24 protein-coding genes are annotated in these 23142 nt (G+C 56.9%); 15 read left to right on the top strand and 9 right to left on the bottom strand.

Going from position 1 to position 23142, the window contains the following annotated elements; translation table 11 throughout:
- The first annotated feature begins 10 nt into the window (after positions 1 to 10).
- The 6 genes from argF to CSR02_RS07050 all read left to right on the top strand — a co-directional run bounded on the left by argF (position 11) and on the right by CSR02_RS07050 (position 7385).
- Positions 11 to 997 carry an ornithine carbamoyltransferase gene (gene argF / locus CSR02_RS07080; protein ID WP_099541135.1) on the top strand — a complete coding sequence of 329 codons (987 nt, stop codon included), beginning with the start codon at positions 11 to 13 and terminating at the stop codon, positions 995 to 997.
- A gap of 4 nt (positions 998 to 1001) precedes the next feature.
- Complete coding sequence (locus CSR02_RS07075) at positions 1002 to 1319, top strand: hypothetical protein (RefSeq protein WP_042788477.1); 318 nt, start codon at positions 1002 to 1004, stop codon at positions 1317 to 1319.
- A gap of 122 nt (positions 1320 to 1441) precedes the next feature.
- Positions 1442 to 2392 carry an Hsp33 family molecular chaperone HslO gene (gene hslO, locus CSR02_RS07070; RefSeq protein ID WP_099541047.1) on the top strand — a complete coding sequence of 317 codons (951 nt, stop codon included), beginning with the start codon at positions 1442 to 1444 and terminating at the stop codon, positions 2390 to 2392.
- Between the two features lie 92 nt (positions 2393 to 2484).
- Complete coding sequence (locus CSR02_RS07065; RefSeq protein ID WP_244176852.1) at positions 2485 to 3462, top strand: RodZ family helix-turn-helix domain-containing protein; 978 nt, start codon at positions 2485 to 2487, stop codon at positions 3460 to 3462.
- Positions 3463 to 3560: 98 nt separating this feature from the next.
- The gene (gene hrpB / locus CSR02_RS07060; RefSeq protein ID WP_099541045.1) at positions 3561 to 6128 is read left to right on the top strand and encodes an ATP-dependent helicase HrpB; all 2568 of its coding nucleotides are present in this window, start codon (positions 3561 to 3563) and stop codon (positions 6126 to 6128) included.
- 138 nt (positions 6129 to 6266) lie between these two features.
- A complete protein-coding gene (locus CSR02_RS07050) occupies positions 6267 to 7385 on the top strand; it encodes a S1C family serine protease (RefSeq protein WP_099541043.1) in 1119 nt (372 codons plus the stop codon).
- A gap of 17 nt (positions 7386 to 7402) precedes the next feature.
- On the opposite strand, the gene CSR02_RS07045 is transcribed toward CSR02_RS07050, so the two are convergent.
- Positions 7403 to 8257 (bottom strand): aldo/keto reductase, encoded by an 855-nt coding sequence (locus CSR02_RS07045; protein WP_042788473.1) that lies wholly within the window; start codon positions 8255 to 8257, stop codon positions 7403 to 7405.
- A gap of 105 nt (positions 8258 to 8362) precedes the next feature.
- Here CSR02_RS07045 and CSR02_RS07040 point away from each other — a divergent pair, with 105 nt between their 5' ends.
- A complete protein-coding gene (locus CSR02_RS07040; protein WP_099541042.1) occupies positions 8363 to 8809 on the top strand; it encodes a DNA polymerase III subunit chi in 447 nt (148 codons plus the stop codon).
- Positions 8810 to 8870: 61 nt separating this feature from the next.
- Here the strand turns inward: CSR02_RS07040 and CSR02_RS07035 are convergent, their stop codons facing one another.
- The gene (locus tag CSR02_RS07035) at positions 8871 to 10355 is read right to left on the bottom strand and encodes a leucyl aminopeptidase (protein WP_099541134.1); all 1485 of its coding nucleotides are present in this window, start codon (positions 10353 to 10355) and stop codon (positions 8871 to 8873) included.
- Positions 10356 to 10498: 143 nt separating this feature from the next.
- Here CSR02_RS07035 and cysQ point away from each other — a divergent pair, with 143 nt between their 5' ends.
- The 4 genes from cysQ to CSR02_RS07015 all read left to right on the top strand — a co-directional run bounded on the left by cysQ (position 10499) and on the right by CSR02_RS07015 (position 14392).
- Positions 10499 to 11269, top strand: coding sequence for a 3'(2'),5'-bisphosphate nucleotidase CysQ (gene cysQ, locus CSR02_RS07030; protein WP_183172593.1), 771 nt, complete (start codon positions 10499 to 10501; stop codon positions 11267 to 11269).
- Between the two features lie 91 nt (positions 11270 to 11360).
- The gene (locus CSR02_RS07025; RefSeq protein WP_042788470.1) at positions 11361 to 12362 is read left to right on the top strand and encodes an L-threonylcarbamoyladenylate synthase; all 1002 of its coding nucleotides are present in this window, start codon (positions 11361 to 11363) and stop codon (positions 12360 to 12362) included.
- On the top strand, positions 12359 to 12907 hold the full coding sequence (locus CSR02_RS07020; protein ID WP_042788468.1) for a hypothetical protein: 549 nt from the start codon (positions 12359 to 12361) through the stop codon (positions 12905 to 12907). The genes CSR02_RS07025 and CSR02_RS07020 overlap by 4 nt, the downstream gene beginning before the upstream one ends.
- Positions 12908 to 12922: 15 nt before the next feature.
- Complete coding sequence (locus CSR02_RS07015) at positions 12923 to 14392, top strand: FAD-binding oxidoreductase (RefSeq protein WP_099541041.1); 1470 nt, start codon at positions 12923 to 12925, stop codon at positions 14390 to 14392.
- A gap of 89 nt (positions 14393 to 14481) precedes the next feature.
- Here CSR02_RS07015 and CSR02_RS07010 read toward each other — a convergent pair whose 3' ends face one another.
- The 3 genes from CSR02_RS07010 to CSR02_RS07000 form a co-directional block, all read right to left on the bottom strand.
- Positions 14482 to 14949, bottom strand: coding sequence for a hypothetical protein (locus tag CSR02_RS07010; RefSeq protein ID WP_099541040.1), 468 nt, complete (start codon positions 14947 to 14949; stop codon positions 14482 to 14484).
- 34 nt (positions 14950 to 14983) lie between these two features.
- Entirely contained in the window at positions 14984 to 15640 is a 657-nt protein-coding gene (locus CSR02_RS07005; RefSeq protein WP_099541039.1) for a hypothetical protein, read from the bottom strand.
- Between the two features lie 275 nt (positions 15641 to 15915).
- The gene (locus CSR02_RS07000) at positions 15916 to 16482 is read right to left on the bottom strand and encodes a cob(I)yrinic acid a,c-diamide adenosyltransferase (protein WP_099541038.1); all 567 of its coding nucleotides are present in this window, start codon (positions 16480 to 16482) and stop codon (positions 15916 to 15918) included.
- 79 nt (positions 16483 to 16561) lie between these two features.
- Between CSR02_RS07000 and CSR02_RS06995 the strand changes: the two genes are divergently transcribed.
- Both CSR02_RS06995 and CSR02_RS06990 read left to right on the top strand, forming a co-directional pair.
- A complete protein-coding gene (locus tag CSR02_RS06995; RefSeq protein WP_099541037.1) occupies positions 16562 to 17011 on the top strand; it encodes a DUF423 domain-containing protein in 450 nt (149 codons plus the stop codon).
- The gene (locus CSR02_RS06990) at positions 17008 to 17982 is read left to right on the top strand and encodes an SAM-dependent methyltransferase (protein ID WP_099541036.1); all 975 of its coding nucleotides are present in this window, start codon (positions 17008 to 17010) and stop codon (positions 17980 to 17982) included. Before CSR02_RS06995 ends, CSR02_RS06990 begins: the two co-directional genes overlap by 4 nt.
- Before the next feature lie 63 nt (positions 17983 to 18045).
- On the opposite strand, the gene CSR02_RS06985 is transcribed toward CSR02_RS06990, so the two are convergent.
- Together CSR02_RS06985 and CSR02_RS06980 are read right to left on the bottom strand one after the other, a co-directional pair.
- Positions 18046 to 18333: a hypothetical protein gene (locus tag CSR02_RS06985; RefSeq protein WP_042788458.1), complete on the bottom strand. Its 288-nt coding sequence runs from the start codon at positions 18331 to 18333 to the stop codon at positions 18046 to 18048.
- A gap of 9 nt (positions 18334 to 18342) precedes the next feature.
- Positions 18343 to 18915: a hypothetical protein gene (locus CSR02_RS06980; RefSeq protein ID WP_183172594.1), complete on the bottom strand. Its 573-nt coding sequence runs from the start codon at positions 18913 to 18915 to the stop codon at positions 18343 to 18345.
- A gap of 99 nt (positions 18916 to 19014) precedes the next feature.
- Between CSR02_RS06980 and CSR02_RS06975 the strand changes: the two genes are divergently transcribed.
- Positions 19015 to 19278, top strand: coding sequence for a DUF1653 domain-containing protein (locus CSR02_RS06975; protein WP_183172575.1), 264 nt, complete (start codon positions 19015 to 19017; stop codon positions 19276 to 19278).
- A 24-nt stretch (positions 19279 to 19302) separates the two neighbouring features.
- On the opposite strand, the gene acs is transcribed toward CSR02_RS06975, so the two are convergent.
- Both acs and CSR02_RS06965 read right to left on the bottom strand, forming a co-directional pair.
- On the bottom strand, positions 19303 to 21225 hold the full coding sequence (gene acs, locus CSR02_RS06970; protein ID WP_099541034.1) for an acetate--CoA ligase: 1923 nt from the start codon (positions 21223 to 21225) through the stop codon (positions 19303 to 19305).
- A gap of 217 nt (positions 21226 to 21442) precedes the next feature.
- Positions 21443 to 21877 carry a DUF4148 domain-containing protein gene (locus CSR02_RS06965; protein WP_042788455.1) on the bottom strand — a complete coding sequence of 145 codons (435 nt, stop codon included), beginning with the start codon at positions 21875 to 21877 and terminating at the stop codon, positions 21443 to 21445.
- A gap of 542 nt (positions 21878 to 22419) precedes the next feature.
- On the opposite strand from CSR02_RS06965, the gene CSR02_RS06955 reads away from it, so the two are divergent.
- A complete protein-coding gene (locus tag CSR02_RS06955; RefSeq protein WP_042788453.1) occupies positions 22420 to 23133 on the top strand; it encodes a GntR family transcriptional regulator in 714 nt (237 codons plus the stop codon).
- The last annotated feature ends 9 nt before the right edge of the window (positions 23134 to 23142 follow it).

Here is a 23142-nt window from a genome sequence, read left to right as displayed (position 1 = left end):
CGCCGCCAACATGACTACTGCCCTGCACTCTTCCTCCTTGGCAACGCCACGCCATTTTCTGGATCTGAAAGACCTGGATGCCGCAACCCTGCGCCAGATTCTGGATGTAGCCGCCAGCATGAAGCGCATGCAGCAGAACCGTCGCTTTCCGCTGCACCCGCGCCAACCACTGGCCGGGCGGCAGTTGGGGCTTATTCTCTCCAAGCCATCTACCCGCACCCGTGTTTCTTTCGAGGTGGGTATTCGCCAGCTTGGGGGCGATGCCGTGGTGCTGAGCCCGCAAGAAATGCAGATTGGCCGCGGTGAAAGCATTGCCGATACCGCACGTGTGCTCTCTCGCTTTGTAGATGCCATTATGCTGCGCACAGGCAATACAAAAACCATGCACGAACTGGCACAGTGGAGCACGGTGCCCGTTATCAATGGCCTCACCCCTCATTCCCATCCGGTGCAGATTCTGGCCGATATCATGACGTTTGAGGAACATCGTGGCCCCGTACGTGGCCGCACCTTTGCGTGGACAGGTGATGGCAACAACGTGCTTGTCTCCCTTATTGAAGGGGCCGTGCGTTTTGGCTTTGCCCTGCGTGCCGCCACCCCGGCAGACATGAAGCCCCCGCAGGATGTGCTGGATTGGGCCCGTGCTGAAGGCGGTGATGTGGAATGGACGGCAGACCCAAAAGCCGCCGTTAAGGGCGTGGATTGCGTGGTGACAGATACATGGGTGAGCATGTCTGATTCCCCCAAGGAAGCCGCCACCCGCATGAGCAAACTGGAACCTTACCGCGTGAATGCGGAATTAATGGCGCTTGCCGCACCCAATGCCCTGTTCATGCACTGCCTGCCTGCCCATATAGGGGAAGAAGTGACCAAGGACGTGTTTGAAGGCCCGCATTCTGTGGTGTTTGATGAGGCGGAAAACCGCCTACATGCCCAGAAAGGCGTACTGGCATGGACAATGGGCGGCACAAACTGGACCTCTTTCGGCAAGGAATAAGCACATGAGCGGCACAGACAAAACAGTTTTCATGACATCAACCGAAGATGCACCCGCCACCCCTGGCTGGGTGGAAAGCAGTCTGGACGCCATTCTGGCCACCCTGCCTTTTCCGGCAGAAAAGCTGGCACCATTCCGTAACTCCTATCTGGATTGTCTGGCTGGCTGTGGCCGCACGGAAGATCTGGACAGTGAGCATGATGCCTGCCGCAAAGGTCTGCTTCTTGCGCTCAAGGATGGTTTGAGCATGGATGCCCAGACCGCCCGCGCGCTTGAACAGAAGCTGGAAAAGCTGGAGCTGGATATTTCCGCAGGGGCATAACCCCCTGCTTTCCACCTTGTTCCTTTTGTCCGCCTGAAAAGCACCCTCAGAGTCCGCACGCATCAGGCGCAGTTTCTTGATATTTCCGTATCCTTGATGGACTCAGGACAGACTTATACTCCATGGAAAAACCCGCTTTTCTTGACCGTGACCGCCCCGATGTGCCTGATCTGGTGGTGCCCGGTGGTGTTACACCGTTTTATCTGGCTGGTCGGCCTGTGCGCGGCCGATTGGTGCGGCTGGGCGTGCTGGCCGATACGTTGCTCACACGGCATGATCATCCCGCCCCTGTAACACGCCTTGCGGGCAAGGCTTTGGCACTGGTGGCGGCTTTGGCCTCGGCCCTGAAGTTTCAGGGCTCTTTCTCCCTCCAGATAAAAGGTGATGGCCCGGTTTCCATGCTGGTGGCAGATTGCACCAATACCGGCGCATTACGCTTTTACGCCCGTACGGATGATGAGGCACTGGAAACCCTGCTGGCCGAAACCCCAAAACCCACAGACCGCGAATTGCTGGGCAATGGTTATATGGCCCTTACGGTGGACCAAGGCCCGGAAATGGACCGCCATCAGGGTATTGTGGACATTGCAGGGGATGATCTGTCTGCAATGGCCATGCATTACTTTGCCAGCAGTGAACAGCACGCCTGCTGGATTATGCTGGCCTGCCAGATGACAGATACAGGCTGGCGCGCAGGCGGGCTGATTCTGGAACGCATTGCGGGTGAAGGCGGCAACCACGTGGTGGAAGATGATGCCGCAGAAGCAAGCTGGGAAACAGCCACCATTCTGGCAGGCACACTTTCCGCCAAGGAACTGCTGGATGACAACCTGCCCAGCCTGCAACTGCTCAACAGGCTTTTCCATGAAGAAGACCTGCATGTCAGCCAACCGCGGGCCTTGGCTTTTGGCTGCCGCTGCTCCCGCGCACGGCTGGCCAATGTGCTGGAAACCTTCCCCAAGGATGATCTGGACCACATGTGCCAGGATGATGGAAACATCGTGATGACTTGCGAGTTCTGTAATGTGGATTTCCGCTTTGCTCGCAAGGATATTGCCACGCAAACACAATAAACACGCAGCAGGGTTTGCCAGCAGGGCCACAAGCGCAATATCTTGGGGCGTTGCTGGCATGGAATATGTGCCTAAAGGCAGGCATTTTTAGAATGTCAGATAAAGTTCACAAGAGGTTTTGCGCCATGATGCTGTTTTCCCGCATGCGCCTTTCTGGCCTAACAGCCGCACTGCTGTTGCCTGCCCTGCTGGCTGGCTGCGCGGAGCAAAAGCAGCCAACGCAGTTTGCCCCCCTACGGTATGATAACCTCAGCCAGATCAACCTCAACGTAAACACGCTGACATTGGTGGATAACACCGTAACCCACCCTGTTGCGGGCGATATTGGCTATAAATCCCCTACCCCGCCCGTGCAGGCGCTGCGCCAGATGGTGCAGGACAGGCTGGCCGCCAAAGGGGGCATTACCAGTGCCAACTCTGCCCAGTTTGTGATTGATCGGGCTTCTATCCTGCACGAACCCGGCGGCACGTTGCAGGGCCAGATAGATGTGCATCTGGATATTCTAAACCCTGATGGCAGCAAGGCCGCCCATACAGAAGCCCATGCCAGCCAGAGCCTGCACCCGGACCCTACCGAGGATACGGAAAGCCAGGCCAACCTGTATAACGTCACCAAAGGGATGATGGACAGCATCAATACCGAGCTGGACACACAGGTGCATCGTTCCCTCACCAAATGGTTGGTGGATGCCGGGGGTATGCCGGTGGATGGCGCCATTCAGGCCCAGCCTCTTACATCTGATGGCACAACGGGAGCCACCACAGGGGCAACTGCCGCAGCCGCGACACCAGAAGCACTTTCCCCCGTTTCCGCAGCCAAAACCGGGCAGGCTACATCGCCTGTAACAGTGCCAGAAAATGCCCCGGTTGTTGCGCCTCCGGCAGACACCGCAAATACGGCCGCCAGCACTACGGAAAACAAGGCCGCAGCCGCCACAAAAGCACAGGATGACGAACCCAACCCAATCTTCCCGGCTGGGGAAGATGATGATTCGGCCTCCAGCTCTTCCACCACAAAGGCCACATCACCCAAACCGGGTTATCTCAAGCTGCCGTCTCAGCCTCAATAAGGCGGGCCCTCTACAGCAACGCGCCTTAAACATCTGGCGCATAGCCCTACTGCCACACAACATTGCACTGTTGCGGTAGGGCCGCCATAAAGCAGGGCATGACAGCATCTGCCCCCAGCCTGAACCCTTTTTCCATTGCACATGGTCTGCCCGTGCAGGATGTGCTGCCAGAACTTTGTACGGTGCTAGCCAAAACCCCTACGGCAGAACATCCGGCATCGGCCATTCTGGTGGCACCGCCGGGGGCGGGTAAAACTACATCCGTGCCACCCGTACTGGCAGCTGCGGCATGGCGTGCACCATCTGATAAAATTATCATGCTGGAGCCACGCAGGCTGGCGGCACGTGCCGCCGCCCAACGCATTGCATCACTGATGGGGGAAGATGTTGGCGGTTTTGTTGGGTTCCGCACCCGGCTGGAATCCGCTGTTTCTGACCGCACCCGTATTGAGGTGCTGACAGAAGGCCTGTTCCTGCGCCGTCTGCTAGGTGACCCCATGCTGGAAGGTGTGGCCTGCGTTATTCTGGACGAAATACACGAACGCTCATTGGATGCAGATCTGGCACTGGCTTTCTGCCTGGATCTGCAACGTACCCTGCGGCCTGATCTGCGCCTTGTGGCCATGTCCGCCACTGCGGAAACAGAGCGCCTTGCCGCACTGATGCACGCGCCGGTGCTGACAAGTGAAGGGCGCGTGTTCCCGCTTACCGTCCACCATGCCAAGCACGATATTCCCAGCCTGCGCGATATTGCCACCGCCACGGCAACAGGCGTGCGGCAGGCTCTGGCGGAAACAGAAGGTGATATTCTCACCTTTCTGCCCGGCACGGGAGAAATCCGCCGCGTAATGCAGCTTCTGGATGGCGTGCCCGCCACGGTGCTGCCCCTGCATGGTGAGTTGCACCCGGCAGAACAGGCCCGCGTACTGCGCCCCGGAAATGAAGGGGAACGACGGGTTATTCTGGCCACCTCCATAGCCGAAACATCTCTGACCGTGCCCGGCGTGCGCGTTGTTGTGGATTGCGGGTTCCGCCGTGTGCCAAGGTTTGATGCCGGGGCTGGGCTTTCCCGGTTGGATACGGTGCGTATTTCCAAAGCAGCCGCACGGCAACGAGCAGGACGCGCAGGGCGAGAAGCGCCCGGCGTGGCATATTGCCTGTGGTCTGCCCATACCGAGCGCGCCTTGCCCCAGCATGACAGACCAGAAATATTGGAAGCTGATCTGTCTGATTTTGTGCTGGCAACCGCCTTGTGGGCCGATACGGTAGGTTCTGCCGATACGCCGCTTCCGCTGCCAGATCAGCCCCCCGGCAGCGCGGTAGCCGCCGCCAGAGAGTTGCTGATTTTGCTGGGCGCGCTGGATGATGCAGGCCAGATTACAAAACTGGGCCGCAGCATGGCCGATCTGGGCACACACCCGCGCCTTGCCGCCATGATGTTGGCCGCCCGCACTGCCGAGGAAGCCGCACTGGCCGCAGACCTCGCTGCCCTCCTGGAGGAACGAGACCCCCTACGCCCCCGTGCTGCCGGGCGTGGTGGCCCGCCGCCCATTCCGCCCGCAGATATTACCCTCCGGCTGGACTTGATAGCCGGGGAAGATAACAACCCACAGGCAGACCGTGGCGCCTTGGCCCGTATTCGGCAAGCAGCAGCACGTTTTCGCACACGCATGGGGCTGAAGGCCCGCCATCCGGCAGCGGGTGATGCCGCAGCCCTTCTGGCCGCAGGCTTTCCTGATCGGGTTGCACTATGCCGGGGAGATATGGGTAGTTACCGCATGGCCAATGGCAGCAATGCCCGCCTGCGGCGAGATGACGGGTTGGCAAAGCATAGGCTGCTAGCCGTGGCGGGCCTGCACCTGCGCACCGCTGCGGAAATACGCATGGCGGCCCCGCTGGAGAGCAATGCCCTACCTCCGGCTCTGCTGGAACGCACGCGTGAACAGGTGGAAACCACGCTGGACCCCGTATCGGGCAATATCATGGCCCGCAGGCGCACCCGCATTGGCTGCCTTGTGCTGAAAGACCGCACAGAAAAAGTAAAACCCGAAGATGCAGGCCCGCTGCTGCTGGCTCAGGCTAGGGAAACACCGGAAACCACACTAAACTGGACAGACGCCGTAAGGCAGCTTCAGGCACGTGTAGAACTGGCCCGCACACTACCCGGTGGCACAGGCACCGAGGAAAACTGGCCAGATTTTTCCACCCCTGCCCTTGCCGCCTGTATGGATGAATGGCTGGCCCCCTATGCAGAAGGCTGCACATCCATCACCGCATTGCGGGAATTGGATATCCTCAGCCTGCTACGCACTTATCTGGGTTACGCCCGCACAAGCTGGCTGGATAAGGAACTGCCTACCTCTCTGCCCTTCCCCGGCGGTGTGGCAGAGGTGGATTATACACAGCCTGTGCCCGTGGCTGCAGCCCGTGCACAGGCTTTTTATGGCACGGCAGAAACACCCAAACTGGCCGGGGGCCGTGTGCCGTTGCGGCTGGCGCTGCTTTCTCCCGCAGGGCGGCCACAGGCCATTACGGCAGATCTGGCGGGGTTCTGGCAAGGGGGTTGGGCGGATATGCGGCGTGATATGCGTGGGCGTTACCCCAAGCATGAATGGCCCGAAAACCCGGCATTAGCCCCGGCGCGCCCACGCGCCAAACGCAGCTGAGGCCTATGGACGTGGCGCAAACAACACCCTTGCGCCATAAAAACGTACCAGATCAAGGGCAAACCCCTATAGCCGGTTGCATAAAGCAGATAATCCGGGCCACAAGTTTGTAATGTCTGGAGCTTTATTGCCATTTCCATGAAGATGCTTCTACGGAACCTGCCTGCACTGGCCGTAGCCTGCTTTTCCCTTCAGGAAACAGGTCCGCACCATTCAGCACAGGCTGCAACACTCCCGACATTTGAGCCCGTAGTGCCGCTGGTTTCTGGCGGGCCTATCAGCTTTGCCCCGCTGGTGCGCAAGGTGGTGCCTGCTGTGGTCAATATTTCCGTTACGCGTGATTCAGATACCAGCGCCAAACATAAACTGCCCTCCACCGTAAAAGGCACCCCGCTGGAAAAGCGCTACCGCGAACGCATGCGCCGCCATAGGGATGAACTGCTTGGGGCTGGCTCCGGCTTTATTATAGACCCCGAAGGCACCATTGTAACCAACGGCCACGTGGTGGAAGATGCAGACAAAATTACCGTTGCCCTTGCAAGTGGCAAGGAATTTACCGCCACGCTGGCAGGCATAGATAACCTGACGGATATTGCCGTTATTAAAATCAGCTCTCCACAGCCTTTACCCTATGTGACATGGGGCGATAGCAGACTGGTGCAGGTGGGAGACTGGATTATGGCTGCCGGCAACCCATTTGGTCTGGGGTCTTCTGTAACCGCAGGCATTGTTTCCGCCCGCGGGCGCGATATTGGCACCAGCCCGTTTGATGATTTTCTGCAACTGGATGCCCCCATAAACCCCGGCAATTCCGGCGGCCCCACATTTAACCTTGCCGGGCAGGTGGTGGCACTTAATACCGCCATTGTTTCGCCTACCGGGGGGTCTGTAGGGCTTGGGTTTTCTATCCCTTCAGAAATTGTCATCCCCATTGTGGAAACGCTGCGGCAGGCCGGGCATATTGAGCGCGGCTGGCTGGGCGCCACGCTGGAAGATATTATCACCCATAACGGAACACAGGTCACCGAAGTGGACCGTAACGGGCCCGCAGCCAAGGGTGGGCTGAAAAAGGGTGATATTATTGTGGGCATGAACAACGAGCCCGTGGAAACCGCCCGCGCCATGATCCGCGCTGTGGCATCTGCCAAGCCGGGGCTGGATGCGCAACTTAACGTATTGCGCAATAACCAGCCCATAACGCTGACCATCCATATCGGCCGTCGCCCCAAATGGGAGGACGGCAACGGGGGCAAATAACCCCCACCCCGTTTTTATCAGATCATATCCAGCGGTGTTTTTTTGGTGGGCGGCGGAAAGGCTGTATCCAACTGGGCAAGATCCTGCTCTGTCAGCACAATATCCTGCGCCGCCAGATTCTGCTTCATGTGCTCATGCGTGGCCGCTTTGGGAATGGCCAGCACGTTGTTCTGGTGCAGCACCCATGCCAACGCAATCTGTGCCGGTGTGGCGGGGCCAAGTGCCGTTTTGTGCCTGCTGGCAATATCTGCCAGAACCGGGCTTTGCAGCAGTTCCCCCCCCTGCCCGATGGGAGAGTACGCCATGGTGACAATCTTGCGGCGATAATCTGTTTTCAGCAGATCATATTCCACGCCACGATGTTCCAGATTGTACAGCACCTGGTTGGCCACACATTCCCCAATGCGGGAACAACCATCCAGATCATACACATCATCCGTATCAAAGTTTGAAACACCCCAATGGCGAATCAAACCTTCCTGTTTCAACTTTCTAAAGGCATCCACCGTTTCTGCCAGCGGCACGCTGCCGCGCCAGTGCAGAAGATACAGGTCTATCCACTCCGTTCCCAAACGGCGCAGGGATTTACGGCAGCTTTCCGCCACCCCCTTGGTGGATGCATTGGTTGGCAACACTTTTGTCACCAAAAAAACCTTGTTGCGGTAAGGGTAAATGGCTTCCCCCACCACACTTTCAGATCGGCCGTTGCCATACATTTCAGCCGTATCCACCACCTGCACACCGTTTAGAATAGCATAGCGCAGGCTTTCCACTTCCTCTGGCCAACGGGCTGTTTCCTCACCCATATTCCATGTGCCCACGCCCAAAGCGGGCAGAACAGTGCCATCGGCCAGTGTTACCGTTTTTGCCATTGCGCCGGTTCTCCTTTGCAAAACAGGCCGCAAATAGGCCTGTTAATTTTTTAAACCTGCATTACCTGCCTTCTGCCAGCAGGTAAGGCTGATATACTAACACGTATGACACAGATTGGTTTTTACCACCTTACGCGCACAAGCGTGACAGAGGCCCTGCCCAAACTTCTGGCTCGCACACTGGCCAGCGGGCAAAAAGCCGCTGTGTGGTGCGCCAGCAAACCCATGCTGGATGATCTGGACAAAACATTGTGGAAAGTTACTACCCCCACATGGCTGCCGCATGGGCGTGAAGGTATTGCCTGCCCCGATCTGCAACCCATCTGGCTGAGCATGGGGGAAGATGCCCCCAATGAGGCGCGCTTTCTGTTCTTGCTGGAAAACCGCAGCTTTCCTGATCTGGCTGCTTTTGAACGGGTGTTTGACCTGTTTGACGGCCATGATGAAGAAGCTGTGGCCGCCGCCCGCATCCGCTGGAGTGCCGCCAAAGCCGCCGGGCATGAACTGACCTATTGGCGGCAGGAAGAAAAAGGCTGGAAACGCGCCCGGTAACTTTGCCGCAGCGCCCTTCCAGCCCATATTTTTACACCAACCGTTTTAAATAACAGCGGATTCAGTTCTTAGGTTCATATTCGTAGCCATCACGCACAAACCGATCGAGCAGACGCACACCAAAACCAGTTGCGCCCTTGGGCTGGCCATTCTGCGCCTTGGATGCCCAGGCCACACCGGCAATATCCAGATGTGCCCAAGGGGTTTCACCCACAAAGCGCTTGAGGAACTGCGCTGCGGTAATGGAACCACCCGCACGGCCACCGCTGATGTTTTTCATATCCGCAATGTCGGATTTCAGCAGGGCATCGTATTCCTTACCCATGGGCATGCGCCACAGCTTTTCACCCGCAAACGCACCGGCATCTGCAAGGCCTGCGGCAAGCTGATCGTTATTGGAGAACAGGCCCGCATATTCATGCCCAAGGCTGATGATAATGGCACCCGTAAGCGTTGCCAGATCCACCATAATCTGCGGGGCAAAGCGTTCACGCGCATACCAGAGAATATCTGCCAGCACCAAACGGCCTTCGGCATCGGTGTTCAGCACTTCAATGGTCTGGCCAGAAGCACTGCGCACCACATCGCCGGGGCGCTGGGCGGTGCCAGACACCATGTTTTCCACCAGCCCCACAACACCAACGGCGTTGACCTTGGCCTTACGCCCAGCCAGTGCTGTGAGCAGGCCGGTTACCGTAGCGGCACCAGCCATATCCCACTTCATGTCTTCCATGCCAGCGGCGGGCTTGATGGAAATACCGCCGGAATCGAACGTGACACCTTTGCCAATAAAAGCCAGCGGGGCTTCATCCTTGTTGGCAGCACCATTCCAGCGCAGGATAACGGTGCGCGGTTCATTCGCGCTGCCCTGCGCAACACCTAACAGCGCACCAAAGCCCAGCTTTTCCATGGCGGCGCGGTCCAGCACTTCCACTTCCAGCCCCAGAGCCTTCAGGGTTGTGGCGCGCTCGGCAAATTCAGCCGGGGTGAGCACATTTGCAGGCTCGGTCACCAGATCACGCGTGAGCACCACACCACGCGCCACGGCAGAAAGGGATGGCCATGCTTCCTCTGCGGCATCCACATGGTCTGTCAGCACAGAAAGTTTGGCAAGACGATGGTTTTTGCTGGCATCCGGCGCCCCATGATACAGGCCAAAGTGATAGGCCCCAAGCACTGCGCCCAATGCCACATGCGCTGCCAGCACCCCGGGCAGATCACCCACAGCCAAAGTTGCCTGCTCATCACGGCCCAAGCGAGATGCCGCTGCACCACCGGCCTTTTCCGCCGCCCAGGCATCCACGGCTTCCAGCTTGCCAATGCCAATCAGCACCACGCGTTCAAACGCATCAGATGGCGCCAGCACAACGCAGGCGGTGCCTTCCTTGCCTGTAAAATCATCCGCTTTGGCTGCGCGGGTAAGCGCGCCGTTGGTGGCTTTATCCGCCTGCTCAAAAATAGCGGAGCGTTTTTCCCCTTCCGGCACCAAAATGGCCAGAGCGCCACCTGCTGGCAGCGTAGCGGATGAAAACTTGATCTGAAGCATGGTGTTTACTGCCCTTTCTGTAAACTCATCCTTTCTGCGTACGTCTCCCCCGGCGGCTTGGCAATAGGAAGCCCGCGGGTGCATGACATGCGCTTGCATTTGTGGGCATGACGCAGCCCGCGTGCTGGCGTATGCTTACCGGCATGACAAGCCATACCGATGCCGACCTTCTGGCCCTTGCCGCCAGACTGGCCGATGAAGCTGCTGAAATTATTCGTACAATCCGTGCGCGCGGCTTTAAAACCATAACCAAAACCGATTCTTCCCCCGTAACGGAGGCAGACCACGCGGCAGAAGCGCATATTCTGCGCGGCCTGCGCGCAGCAACGCCAGATATTCCCGTTATTGCGGAAGAAGAAGTGGCCGCAGGCAAACAAACCGCCGTAGCACCCGCCTACTGGCTGGTGGACCCGCTGGACGGCACGCGTGAATTTGCCGCCGGTCGTGATGACTTTACCGTCAATATCGGTCTGGTGCGTGATGGCCACCCCGTTCTGGGGGCTATGGCACTCCCCGCTTACCATCAGCTTTATACAGGCGGCGTGGGGCTGGGCGCACACCGTACGGATAAAAACGGCACGCAGCCCATTCATGTACGCAAAGCCCCAGCAGAAGGGCTGAGTGTTCTGGCATCTCGCCATCATGCGGATGACAAGCGGCTGGCGGACTATCTGAACGGTCGTAAGGTGGCCAAGCTGGGCAATATTGGCTCTGCCGTAAAGTTTGCCCGCGTGGCAGAAGGGCTGGTGGATTTGTACCCACGCCTTGGCCCCACCATGGAGTGGGACACCGCAGCCCCGCAGGCTATTGTGGAAGCCGCTGGCGGAAATATTACGCTGCTGGACGGTTCTGCACTGGTTTATGGCAAAACGGGCTGGAAAAATCCGCCATTTGTCTGTACCGGAACGCTGTAAACCCCATAACACTTTACTGGCCCGCCTGTGCACAAGGTGGGTCAGTGCAGCAAACAGGCAGCCCCTTCTTGCCCTGCTCTGACAAAGACGTATGACCAACCTTCTGGACGCCTCACCCTCTGGCCTTCAAACAGCTGCCCGCATTTTGCGCGAAGGCGGCTTGGTGGCGTTTGGAACAGAAACGGTTTACGGCCTTGGCGGAGATGCCACGCAGCCCAAAACCGTGGCCCGGATTTTTGAAGCCAAAAACCGCCCGCGCTTTAACCCGCTTATCAGCCATTTTGCAGATGCACAGGCTGCCTTCACACAGGTTGTTGCCAACCCGCTGGCACATAAACTGGCAGAAGCATTCTGGCCCGGCCCGCTTACGCTTATTCTGCCCCGCGCGCCCCACAGTACGGTGAGCGATCTGGCAGCCGATGGCCTGCCCACCTTGGCTGTGCGCGTGCCAAAAGGCAAAACCGTACAGGCTTTGCTCAAACTGGTGGCACGCCCCATTGCAGCACCTTCTGCCAATCGTTCGGGCCGTATCAGCCCCTCTGATGCCGCACATGTGCTGGAAGAACTGGATGGCCGTATTGATGCCGTGCTGGATAGCGGCCCCTGCCACGTTGGGGTAGAAAGCACTGTGCTGGATATTTCCAACCCTCAACGCCCAACCCTGTTACGCCCCGGCGGTATTACGCTGGAGGCTCTGCAAGCTGTTTGCGGCACTGTCTTTATGCCAGATACGCATGTTGATGCCGCCCCGGCCTCTCCGGGCCGTATGCTTTCACACTACGCGCCACACCTGCCTGTTCGGCTCAATGCCACGGATGTTGCGCCAGATGAAGCCCTTCTGGCTTTTGGCAATGCATCGCCAAAAGGTGCTGCTATATACTGGAACCTGAGTGAATCGGGCAATCTGGAAGAAGCTGCCGCACGCCTGTTTACCGGCCTGCGCACGCTGGACAAACTGGGCCAAACCCACCACCTGCGTGGCATTGCAGTACAGCCCATTCCTCATTATGGGCTTGGGCTTGCCATACAGGATCGGCTAAACCGTGCTGCAGCCCCACGCCCAGCACAGCCGCCAGAAGACTTGCCAGCATGAGCGATATTGACCCCAAAGAACTGAAAATCCTTTCAGATATTCTGGCGCTGGTGCTGGAAGATCAGCCGGGCCAGTCTGCCACAGCGTTGGAAGCCCTGCGTAACCGCGCCAAACGCAATGCCACAACAGGTGGCGCGCTTAAAAACCTGTTTCAGACCATAGCGGTGGACCCCGCCAAGGCAAAACCTGCACGGGCCAGTCGCTCACGCGCCAGCAGCAAAACACAGACAGATATGTCTGAAACCTATCGCGCCCAGTTGCAGGAACTAAGAAACAATATTGTTTCTCTGGATCGCAAACTGCGCAGCGCCAGCGCCCAGAATGAAACCCTTAAATCTGAACTGTATCTAACCCTGCAAGCCCGCGCCGAAATGCAGGCCCAGATGGCGCAGATACAAAGTTTTAGCCAGTATCAGCGGCGTATGACTATTGTTATTGCCACTCTTGCCGGGCTTTTGGCTGGTATTGCAGGCACCGAGCTTTTTCATGCCTTTTTTTCAGCCCACGTCAATACTGCGGCAGAAAACGCCCGTTACCTTTACTGATGTTTTCTTTATTTTGTGTGTTTATCCCTTTTGCAGGAGCCCGCGCCCATGCCTGAAAACGCCGCCCTTCCCCAACCCCTGCATGATGCCCTTTTACAGCTTTTAGGCCCTGCCGGCCTGCTGACAGCGGCTTCGGACACAGATCCGTTCTGCATAGATTGGCGTGCGCTTTATCATGGCAAATGTGCGGCTGTGCTGCGCCCGGCCAACACGGAGGAATGTGCAAAAGCTGTTATCCTGTGCAACCAGCATAACGTGCCCATGGTGCCGCAGGGGGGCAACACCAGCATGGTAGGCGGCGCCACACCGGATAACACTGGTAAGGCCGTGGTGATTTCCACCACCCGCATGACGCGCATTCATGACATTGACCATGCTGACCTGACCATGACGGTTGATGCTGGCGTTACCCTTAAAGCCGCGCAGGATGCCGCAGCCAAGGAAGACCTGCTGCTGCCACTTTCCATTTCATCTGAAGGCTCTGCCGATATTGGGGGTATTCTGGCCACCAATGCAGGTGGCAACAACACTGTGCGCTATGGCAATGCGCGTGAGCTAGCTTTGGGGCTGGAAGCGGTGTTGCCCGATGGCAATGTGCTGAACCTGATGCGCAAGCTGCGCAAGGATAACACCGGCTATGCCCTGCGCCAGCTTTTGGTAGGGTCTGAAGGTACGCTGGGCATTATCACACAAGCCATTATTCAGCTTCAGCCCGCCCCCCGCTCGCGCGAGACAGCTTTATGTGCCGTGGCCGATGCCAAAGGTGCGCTGGATCTGTTTGCAGCTTTTCGCAAGCAGGATCCTTCCGCCATTCAGGCTTTTGAGTTCATGTCCGGCACCAGCATGGCGCTGGTGAACAAGCTGATTGAAGGTGCCCCGCTCCCCCTTAGTGAACCCGCACCCGCCTACGCGCTGGTAGAACTTGGCAGCCCGCGTGGCGATGACAGCCTGCGTTCCCTTATGGAAGATGTGCTGGGGGCCGCACTTGAAAGTGGCCTGGTAACAGATGCCGTGCTGGCAGAAAGTGAAGCCCAGCGCCAGAGCCTGTGGATGATCCGTGAAGAACACGCAGAAGCACAAAAACGTGCGGGGGCCTCTGTCAAAAACGATGTTTCTGTGCCTCTGGCCGCTATTCCCACCTTTATTGATGAAGCCACCAAAGCATGCGAAGCCCTTATTCCGGGTATTCGGGTAGCACCATTTGGGCATATTGGTGATGGCAACATCCATTTCAATCTGGTGCAGCCCGTAGGGGCAGATCCCAAGGCATTTCTGGCCCAGGACCATGCCATGATGGACACTGTGGCCGCCATTGTGCGCAAACTTGGTGGATCCTTTTCTGCCGAGCATGGGGTTGGCCAGCTGAAAACCTACATGATGCCTTCATGGCGTGGAGGCGCAGAACTGGAAACCATGCGCCGCATCAAAAACGCGCTGGACCCGAAAAACCTGATGAACCCCGGCAAGATTTTTCCGCCAGCCTGAAAATAATTCCAAAATCTGCACACTAAAAAGGGCGGCCAATATAATGGCCGCCCTTTTTATTACTTGAAGATATATTGCAGACTGCACAATTACTTCCGGATTTTTAAAAAATCCATTGTGGGATAGCGCAAAGCCAAAAGTTGCAGAACAAACGCTGGCAGCACCACTAGCCCCGGGTCAAACCCAACAAGCACCATTGCGGCAAAAGTAAAAATAGGGGCCAGATTACGCTCCATACGGGCTCCATCTGGCGTGCCACATGCCATAAGGGAACATGCGCCCCCCACAACCAGCAGGGCCGCAGCAGAAACAGCTCGAAATGGATGAGCCATCATATCTGGCACCAACCCGCCCTGCATGGTTTCCAGCGAAGACATATCGGACGACCAACCCGCCAGCCCAAACAAAAAGCTGAACGGCAGAATAAGCACGCCAAAAATATCTTTCAGCAAGGCCAGAAAGCCCATAACAACTGGCGGCAGCAACACACACGCCACCCCCACGGCAATATCCGCCACCAGCAGCACCAATGCTGGCGTGACAGGAGGATTCCTCACCCAGAGGATCTTTTTACAAACAGAAGCAGAATATTCAGTCCTTCCACCACTTTACCGGCTGCGGCTCTTCTACAGCCGTTTCTTCCTTTGCCAGTTCATACTGGCGGCGCGGGCGACCACGCGGTTTGGCTTCTACCTGACGTTTCAGGTTGGTAATTTCTTCATCACGCTCTGCCACCTGCCGGTGCGCGGCCCGAAGCTGACGGCCTGTTTCAGCCAGTTCCGCTTCCTGCGCTGCCACTTTGGCTTTCAGCTCACGCACCATCATGTCGGCATGGCCTTTTTGGGTTTGTATGGTGCGCTGGGTGGCCTGTACCTCGGCCAACTGACGCTCCACTTCTTCCACCCGCAGCTTTTCTTCCGCCACCAGACGGCGCAGGCGTGAAACTTCGCTGTTTTCTTCTTCAGAAAAATGAACAGCGCGGGATGTTGTGGGTGTGCGTGGAGCGGCAACCGTGCGGGGCGTGATACGGGCCAAAGAATGTTTTTCTACCGGCACCTCACCATCACGCACAAACCTTCGGCGTTTGTTGCCTGCGGCATCAGCCGCCGGACGTGGGGAAGATGCGGGCGACCGCCCTTTGTGAGATGCACCAAGCCGTTCCAGCGCATTGCGCATGGAGGCTTCTTCCAGCCCTTCTTCCCGTTCTCTATCGGCATCCAAGGGTGGCATGAAAGATGTTGTGTTCATAAATCTGGAAGTCACTTTAAGAAAAATGGTCTGTTGATACAGTTCTTAAACATTCCATCAGCCGTTATATTCTGGCATTCGCCCGCGTAATACCCAACACGGTTCTGGCCAACCCTTCATAACGCTTTACAGCAGGCATGAGGGCACACATTACAAACGGACAGATAGAATTATTACACACGTTTTATAATGTGTTTTTGTTCATACTCATAAGTATTATCACGTCTACCCTGCCATGTTCAAGCAGGATAAGCCGCTTTTCGTCAGGTTTTCTCTTATTTTTCGGGAATCCAGAGCAAGTCTGTCTGGCCATCTGCATTAAAGTGACGGGCCAGAACAAAAAAGTAATCAGATAACCTGTTCATAATCTGTAGCAGAACAGGATTAATTGTTTCTTTCTCAGCCAGCGCCACCATACGCCGTTCTGCCGCACGCGCTTGTGTACGGGCCAAATGCGCCCATGCTGCGGGAACAGACCCACCGGGCAACACAAAACTGGTTAAGGGCTTTTGCGCCGCACGCAGCTGCTCCACCCATTCTTCCAGTTTTAAAACAGCACTTTCGGGCATACGCTTGGCGCGGGCTGCTTTGGGGCCTTCTTCTGGCTGGCACAAGTCTGCCCCCATATCAAAAAGCATGTTCTGCACAGCTGCAAGCTGGCTGACCACGGCGCTATCTTGTGGGGCGTGGGCGCGCACAAGGCCGGTTATGGCGTTTACTTCATCCAGCGTGCCCAGTGCTTCTATCCGTGCACTGCTTTTTGCAACGCGCGCTCCATTACCCAAAGATGTCTGCCCGCCATCTCCGCCGCGCGTCACAATTCGGTCCAGCCTGATGCTCATGTTTTAGGGTTTCCTGCTCTCATTTTTGCATGTGTTCTGCCACAACGCGGCGCACACTTTGTAAAGGCCAACGCAGGAAATGGCCGGGCATGTTGCCTTTCCTGTTTTCCATTACGGCGGCTACGCCTATACAGCAGAACTTATGTCCTTTTCACTTTTTCTTCCGCGCCTGTGGCGCATCTGCGGGGGCCTTCTGGCCGCTACCGGCACCATTATGGGTGCACTTACCGCCCATCTGCCAGATTCGGCCTTTGCCGCCGGTGGTCGCGTTATGGCCCATAGCGGCATGGAAATGCAGATGTGGCAAGGCATTGCCCTTGTTGCACTGGGTCTTACAGCCAAACCCCAAGCAGGCCGTATCTTGCTGGCCGGTGGCTGCGGGCTGGTGCTGGGCACGCTGCTGTTTTGCGCGGGCGTGTATTACACAGCCTTTACGGGCCACCACGCAGCCCATGTTGCCCCAACAGGTGGCAGTTTGCTCATTCTTTCATGGTTATTGCTTTCCGTTGGCTGGATGTACCGGGCATGAGCACCATTCGCACCGCATGGTTGGCCGCAGATGGGCTGACATCCGTTTTAGAAGCTGATCTGGCATGGCGTGGTGTCACCATTGACCGTTGGCATGGTCGGCTGGCCCTTTCCAGCAGCAAGCCTGTGTATTCCCCTTGGGCGCTGGATATCTGGCTGAACCCACAGGTGGTGGAGATAACCTCCATCCGCAATGCCGCAGATACGTTGCGCGCCATTCAGCGGAACTGGAGCCTGTATACTATCGACCACTTTCGGCGTACCGCGCTGATCACAGACAAGCTGCCTCCGGTTAAAGCGGCTCCACTGGTGTTTCCCACCCTTCCGCCCACCAGCCCCTTGGGCGCGTGGACATTGCTAGACACCAACACGCTGCTTTTTTCTGCACGCAAAACCAGCCCATTTGTAAATGGCGCGCCACAGTTTGTAGAAAACCGCACCGGCCCACCTTCCCGCGCCTATCTGAAATTGTGGGAAGCCTGCACACGCCTTGGCCGCTGGCCCACACCTGAAGAACGTTGTTATGATCTGGGCGCCACACCCGGCGGCTGGACGTGGGCCATTGCCAACCTTGGTGCACAGGTTACGGCGTTTGACCGTGCACCGCTTGACCCCAAAGTCGCGGCCATGCCGGGTGTCTTCTTCCAACAGGCCAGCGCCTTTGGTTTGGAACCCGAAAAACTTCCTGCTGTAGACTGGATGTTTTCAGACATCATTGCCTACCCGCAGCGCCTTTTACGGCTGACACAAAACTGGATAGCCTCTGGCAACACAGACAACATTGTGCTGACGGTGAAGTTTCAGGGTGAAACAGACCATGAAATTGTGGCCGCGTTTGAGGCCATTCCGGGTGGCAGCCTGGCACATCTGGCCCATAACAAGCACGAACTGACATTTTTCTGGAACAAAACAGCCGCGGCCGAAAACAGGCCCACATTGGCTGGCACACATCTTGCGGAAGAAAACGCGTAAACATACCCAAATGAGCAGGCATACGCCTAAAGCCAGATAACATCTGCCTAAATGCGCGGGATGTTATCTGGGCCGCCTGCGCCACCATTTTTCCAGCACCTGCACCAACAGCACAGCCAGAATAAAGCAGCCCAGCATCAGCCCGATGGATACGGCATTCTGGGTACGTGCCTGCCCATCTCCTGCCAGAAGTTGCAACAGGTGCGTGCCCGCCTGTCCTCCCATAACGGCATCAAGTTCTGGCAACAGTGCCAAACCTTCACGCACAAAAACAATCAGCACCACGGTGATGGCCACCGTGGCCAGTGTTTTCAGAACCGTATGGGCCAAACCTGTTTGGGATTCTGGCACTTTTGAAAATTACCGGGAAGTGGACTTACCGTGTTTACGCATCTGCGCCTGATGCTGCTCAATGGAATCTTTCAGCCCCGGTACATCCTGCGCCACAATAGTGTCTACATAGGTGTTGTTCTTCCAGACCCAACGGTCTGTGCCATCCACCACAATATCCTTCATGCCCCCGTGGGCGGTGGACATCAGCTCAATCGGGCCGCTGACGGAATCCAGAATCTTGTCCCAATCATTCCCGCGCTTGAGATACACATCTGTTGAGCAACCGGCAGAACCGCACAGGCTGGCAGACTGCACCTGCACAAACAGCGCCATGCTGCCGCCATTGGTGCCCAGCGGGGCAGAGCCAATCAGCACCAATGGTTTTTCCTTATGCCGTGCGGCTGCGGCCATATCATCGGAATTCAGGCGGCGGGCTTCCTTATCCAGTGATGTTCCGGGCTGGCTTGTCAGCACAACCGGTGCGCCACCAGCGGGGCTACGGGCTGCTGCGGTATGGTGCGTGCGCTTGGATGTATGCGCATGCGTTTTGGTGTGGCCCGTGGTTGTGGCGTGGCCGGGATTAACGCAAAACAGAAACATAAAGCCAGTTAACGCCTGACACAGCACAACACGATGGTTCAAAAGTGCGCTCCTTTTGCAACACAGGATCATAACCCACCCTAGCAGGATATCCTGATCATGATAGAACATAACCAGAATAAAGCAGATACCCAAGTGCCAGAAATGCCCTGCCCCGGTCTTTATAAACATTACAAGGGCGGACTTTATACCGTGATCTGCACAGGCCGCCACAGTGAAACCGAAGAATGGCTTGTAACATACCGCAGTGAGGCACGCGGAGATTACTGGGTGCGCCCCCTTGCCATGTGGCAGGAAAGTGTAAACGGCGCACCGCGCTTTGCGTTGCTTAAAGCCGCCAACGCGGCAGAAACCGGGGCATAAACGCCCCGGCCTTTTATAGGCTATTCAGCCATTCTGCTGGGCCACCAGCTTGATCAGTTCGGCCACAATATCCGGGTCTGCCAGAGTGGACAGATCCCCCATATTTTCCAGATCGTTCGCGGCAATTTTGCGCAGCAAACGCCGCACAATTTTGCCCGAGCGTGTTTTAGGCAGATCCGGCACCACGTAAATTTTTTCTGGCACAGCATAACGGCCCACGCCTGCCGCCACAGCCTTGTTTACGGCTGAAGCATCAAACGTGCCCTCCGCCTTGGGCACCACAAACACCACAAGGGCCTGCCCTTTCAGATCATGCGGCACGCCAACAGCGGCACTTTCCACCACGGCATGGTCTTCGGCCACAGCATCTTCAATTTCTGCCGTACCAATGCGGTGGCCAGATACGTTCACCACATCATCCACGCGGCCGGTAATCCAGTAATAACCGGTGGCATCCCGTCGTGCGCCATCACCCGAGAAATAATGGCCCGGGCAGGTGGTGAAATAGGTCTGGCGGAAGCGTTCATGGTCCTGCCACAATGTCATGGCCTGTCCGGGCCAGGAATGCGCAAGACACAGCAGGCCCTCGCCCTCATTTTCAATATCCTGCCCTTTGGCATCCTTCAGCGTTACCGCCACCCCGGGCAGAGGCAGCCCGGCAGCACCCGGCTTACCCGCAACATTCTGGGCGCAGGATGTAATCATCACGCCGCCGGTTTCTGTCTGCCACCATGTATCCACCACCGGACAGGCATTACGCCCCACTTCTGCATAGAACCACTTCCATGCTTCCGGGCTGATGGGCTCACCAACCGAACCCAGCACGCGCAGGCTGGACAGAGAGCGGCTTTGCACCACGGAATCATCCTCACGCATGGCAGCGCGAATAACTGTGGGAGAGGTATAGAAAACCGAAACCTGATTCTGGTCTATCACATCCCACCAGCGGCCGGGCTGCGGCCATGATGGCAGGCCTTCATACACAACAATGGTGCCGCCATTGGCCAGCGGGCCGTACACAACGTAAGTGTGCCCCGTAATCCAGCTTGTATCTGCCGTGCACCAGAACACATCACTAGGTTTGGCATCAAACACCAGCTCATGCGTAAAAGACGCCCATACCAGATAGCCGCCCGTGCTGTGCACCAGCCCCTTGGGGCGGCCCGTGCTGCCAGAGGTATAAAGCAGAAACAGCGGGTCACACGCGTTCATGATTTCTGGTGGGCAATCTGGCAGTTCCAGCGCTACCTCTGCTGTGTAGGACAGGTCCCGCCCTTTTTGCATGAGCACATCTGCCCCCGTTACCGGCACCACCAGCACATTGCGCACTGTGCTTTCTGCCCCGCACAAGTTTATGGCCGTATCCATTGTGGTCTTGCTGGGAATTTTCTTGGGCCCGCGGCGAGCCACATCAGCGGTAATCACCACCACGGCACCGCTATCCTTCAGGCGTTCGGCCAGACCTTCGGCAGAAAAGCCGCCAAACAGCACCACATGCACGGCCCCGATACGGGCACAGGCCAGCATGGAAATCACCCCTTCTGCCACCATGGGCAGGTGGATGGCCACGCGGTCTCCCTTTTTCACGCCCAAACGGCGCAACACATTGCCCAAACGGCACACACGGGCATGCAGCTCTCGGTATGAGATTACCTCACGGTGCCCGTCTTCCTGCCCCTGCCAGATCAGAGCCGCATTATCGGGCTGATATAGAACATGCCGGTCCAGACAGTTTTCGGCTGCATTCAGCCGCCCGTCTTCATACCACGAAACACGTACATCACCCGTAAAGTCAGAGCGGGATGCGTGCATGGGTTGCGTATGCCATACAAGCCGTTGCGCCTGAGCCAGCCAGAACTCCTCCGGATCACGTTGCGCCCGTTGCACAAGATCCTGATACCGATCAGAAACGGGATTATCCGTTGCGGGAAAAAACGCTTCTACCACTCTGTCTGGCCCTTTCGGCTTCTGTTGTTCTTGTTACGAAACAGAACTGGTTTGACCATATTGCACGCCTGCGTGAAAGCCCTGATCCAGCATGCACCGCAAATAAACCGCACGCATACAGAAAAAGGGCCAGCCACCTTGTGTGACTGACCCTTCCATCATGCCGCGTTCAGCGTGATCCGGCCTTATCAACAAAACCGGAATAACAGCCTTGTGCTTACAGAGAAGCCTTGGCCCGTTCCAGAACAGCCTTACAGGTTTTCTGGCGCACTGGCAGAATAGCCATGGCAATGGTGTAGGTGTGGTTGTTGGCGTGCAGCAGGCCAGCAGAACCATTGGCGTAAGACATATTGCCTTCCTGCCCTTCTGGCACGGCGTTGGTCTTTTTGTTGTATTCCTGCAGCGTGCGCCAGCCGTCGTCATAATCAACGTATTCGTTCTGCACACAGTAGTTCAGCAGGCCGGCGTTTTCTGCCGGATCAATGGAGCCAACAAAGCCAGACGGATCTACATCTGTCAGGCGGGATGTATCTCCGGCGCGTGTTACGGGCGCATCTGTATTTTCCTGCGCATGGGCAGACACAGCAGCCCCTGCCAGCAGAGATGTGGTGAGGGCAAGCGCCGACAGGGCACGTACGGCAATCAGTTTCATTCAGAATCTCCCTAGCGGAATATGCCTCAAACTGCCCTGTATCTGCCCGAAAGATCAAGCAGCCCCATTGCGCACCCCACACATGGCAGACCACAGATATATCAGGGTTTTTCCCCACAGCGTGCCAGATGCCCCGGCGCGGGCTGGCCTTGGCCACTGCATAAGCGCATGCACACACCTTGCATGACACTCATCCGCACCCTTGCGGCCAAGATACAAATGTTGATGAATCTGCCTGACTTTTCTCAATTCACCCACAACACAAAAAACCAGCTTTTTGTGATCTTTCCCGCTTGCCCCTGCCCGAAGGAGAGGGGTACCTGAACGCCCTTGCCTTATGTTATAACAAAGTGCCCAGCATGTGCCAAACTCCGCTTTATCGGTTCCCTCCATAAGATCACGATCTGGTGAGTTCAGGCGTAAAGGGGCATGTTCCGTACAAATATCTCCCCACCCCTCACCGAAAATTGGACAGTCTGGCAGCCAGCAGGGTACAAGATTAACTTGTATCGGCAAAGAAACGACAAGCGGGAACACAGGGCATGCTGCCAGCCAGCCTTTTTGCAAGCACGGAAATAACAGGCCACGGCACCGCTTCTGAAACCATATGCGATGCCCTGCGCCGCGCCATTCTGGAAGACCAGCTTCAGCCCGGCCAACCCCTGCCGCAATCTGAACTGGCCAGTGGCTTTGGTGTGAGCATTATTCCTGTGCGCGAAGCCCTGAAACATCTGGAAGCTGAAGGGCTTGTCACCTTCCTGCCCAACAAGGGGGCAATGGTGATTGGCATGGATGAAGCGGACATTCTGGAATATTCCCAGATTCGCGCCATTTTAGAGGAACGCGCCGCCGCAGAGGGTGTGCGCAACATGACACGCGTTGATTTTGCCCGCGTGGAAGATGCGTATGAAGCCTTTGTAGAAGGCGTGCATGGTCCATCTGGCCGGGTGCGTTCTGGCGCGCTCAACCGGGCTTTTCATAACGCCATCTATGCCTCGGCCCGCAGCCCGCGCCTGCTTGAAATGATAGAAGACCTGCACGTAAGGCTGGACCGCTATATACGCGGGCATCTGGTGATAGAAGGCCGCAAGGATATTACCGATCTGGAACACAAGGCGATTCTGGACGCATGCCGCAACCGCGATGCCGATTTATGCGCCAAGCTGACCCGCGCGCATATTCTGGAAGCGGCCACTATTTCCATAGATGTGTTTCGCAGCCGCAAAGCGGCAAAAAGCTCTGCAACAGGCACCTGAATCCTTTTT

The sequence above is a fragment of the Acetobacter pomorum genome (assembly GCF_002738225.1).
Taxonomy (GTDB): domain Bacteria; phylum Pseudomonadota; class Alphaproteobacteria; order Acetobacterales; family Acetobacteraceae; genus Acetobacter; species Acetobacter pomorum.
Note: the sequence above shows the minus strand (reverse complement) of the source record. Positions and strands in the feature narration are given on the sequence as shown.

Bases quoted from the DNA above. Each gene is read 5' to 3' on its own strand.
- CSR02_RS07035 (WP_099541134.1), bottom strand. From the start codon at position 10,355: ATGCTTCAGATCAAGTTTTCATCCGCTACGCTGCCAGCAGGTGGCGCT.
- CSR02_RS07065 (WP_244176852.1), top strand. From the start codon at position 2,485: ATGTCAGATAAAGTTCACAAGAGGTTTTGCGCCATGATGCTGTTTTCC.
- hrpB (WP_099541045.1), top strand. From the start codon at position 3,561: ATGACAGCATCTGCCCCCAGCCTGAACCCTTTTTCCATTGCACATGGT.
- CSR02_RS07075 (WP_042788477.1), top strand. From the start codon at position 1,002: ATGAGCGGCACAGACAAAACAGTTTTCATGACATCAACCGAAGATGCA.
- CSR02_RS06995 (WP_099541037.1), top strand. From the start codon at position 16,562: ATGGCCGGGCATGTTGCCTTTCCTGTTTTCCATTACGGCGGCTACGCC.
- CSR02_RS06975 (WP_183172575.1), top strand. From the start codon at position 19,015: ATGATAGAACATAACCAGAATAAAGCAGATACCCAAGTGCCAGAAATG.
- cysQ (WP_183172593.1), top strand. From the start codon at position 10,499: ATGACAAGCCATACCGATGCCGACCTTCTGGCCCTTGCCGCCAGACTG.
- CSR02_RS07040 (WP_099541042.1), top strand. From the start codon at position 8,363: ATGACACAGATTGGTTTTTACCACCTTACGCGCACAAGCGTGACAGAG.
- argF (WP_099541135.1), top strand. From the start codon at position 11: ATGACTACTGCCCTGCACTCTTCCTCCTTGGCAACGCCACGCCATTTT.
- CSR02_RS06955 (WP_042788453.1), top strand. From the start codon at position 22,420: ATGCTGCCAGCCAGCCTTTTTGCAAGCACGGAAATAACAGGCCACGGC.
- CSR02_RS07005 (WP_099541039.1), bottom strand. From the start codon at position 15,640: ATGAACACAACATCTTTCATGCCACCCTTGGATGCCGATAGAGAACGG.
- CSR02_RS07000 (WP_099541038.1), bottom strand. From the start codon at position 16,482: ATGAGCATCAGGCTGGACCGAATTGTGACGCGCGGCGGAGATGGCGGG.
- CSR02_RS07025 (WP_042788470.1), top strand. From the start codon at position 11,361: ATGACCAACCTTCTGGACGCCTCACCCTCTGGCCTTCAAACAGCTGCC.
- CSR02_RS07050 (WP_099541043.1), top strand. From the start codon at position 6,267: ATGAAGATGCTTCTACGGAACCTGCCTGCACTGGCCGTAGCCTGCTTT.
- CSR02_RS06990 (WP_099541036.1), top strand. From the start codon at position 17,008: ATGAGCACCATTCGCACCGCATGGTTGGCCGCAGATGGGCTGACATCC.
- CSR02_RS07020 (WP_042788468.1), top strand. From the start codon at position 12,359: ATGAGCGATATTGACCCCAAAGAACTGAAAATCCTTTCAGATATTCTG.
- CSR02_RS06965 (WP_042788455.1), bottom strand. From the start codon at position 21,877: ATGAAACTGATTGCCGTACGTGCCCTGTCGGCGCTTGCCCTCACCACA.
- CSR02_RS07045 (WP_042788473.1), bottom strand. From the start codon at position 8,257: ATGGCAAAAACGGTAACACTGGCCGATGGCACTGTTCTGCCCGCTTTG.
- hslO (WP_099541047.1), top strand. From the start codon at position 1,442: ATGGAAAAACCCGCTTTTCTTGACCGTGACCGCCCCGATGTGCCTGAT.
- CSR02_RS06980 (WP_183172594.1), bottom strand. From the start codon at position 18,915: ATGTTTCTGTTTTGCGTTAATCCCGGCCACGCCACAACCACGGGCCAC.